1 protein-coding gene is annotated in these 734 nt (G+C 66.9%); it reads left to right on the top strand.

Annotation, left to right across the window (positions count from 1 at the left end):
• Positions 1–733 (top strand): cytochrome c biogenesis CcdA family protein (locus J9611_RS21495; RefSeq protein WP_246528139.1); only part of this gene is annotated, 733 nt, incomplete at its 5' end.
• Position 734 lies beyond the last annotated feature (1 nt).

Genomic DNA, 734 nt, shown 5'->3' with positions numbered 1-734 from the left:
TTTCGCGGAAACCGTGCAGGGCGGCATCCTGTTGATTGCGCTTCCGCTGGCCATGATCGCCGGTCTCGTGTCCTTCCTGTCACCCTGCATCCTGCCCCTGGTGCCCGGATATCTCGGGTACGTCTCGGGCCTGACCAACCCGGCGCAGCAAGGCAACCGCCGGCGCGTGCTGACAGGAGTCGGACTCTTCGTCCTTGGCTTCGCCGCCGTCTTCACCCTCTACGGGGCCGCCTTCGGCGCCATCGGCACCTGGATGGCCCGCTGGCAGGACACGCTGATCCGTGTCCTGGGCATCGTCGTGATCCTCATGGGTCTGGCCCTGACCGGAAAGCTGCCCTTCCTTCAGCGCAAAGCGAAGATGACATGGAAGCCCTCGTCGGGTCTGGCCGGCGCACCCGTCCTGGGAGTCGTTTTCGGACTGGGCTGGACCCCCTGCATGGGCCCGACACTGGCCGCCGTCCTGGCACTGAGCACCACCACGGGCGACCCGTGGCGGGGAGCACTGCTGGCCTTCGCGTACTGCATGGGTCTGGGCATCCCCTTCGCCCTGGTCGCCCTGGGCGTCAACTGGGTCACGCGCGCCCTGGCCTTCGTCCGGCGGCACATCCGGGCATTCAACATCGCCGGCGGCCTGCTCCTGGCACTGCTGGGCGTGCTGATGGTCCTGGGAGTGTGGACCTCATGGATCTACCAGCTGCAGAACCTCGCCGGAACCTTCAGGACACCCGTCTGAA

It is taken from the genome of Pseudarthrobacter albicanus (assembly GCF_018224015.1).
Lineage (GTDB): Bacteria > Actinomycetota > Actinomycetes > Actinomycetales > Micrococcaceae > Arthrobacter > Arthrobacter albicanus.
Note: the sequence above shows the minus strand (reverse complement) of the source record. Positions and strands in the feature narration are given on the sequence as shown.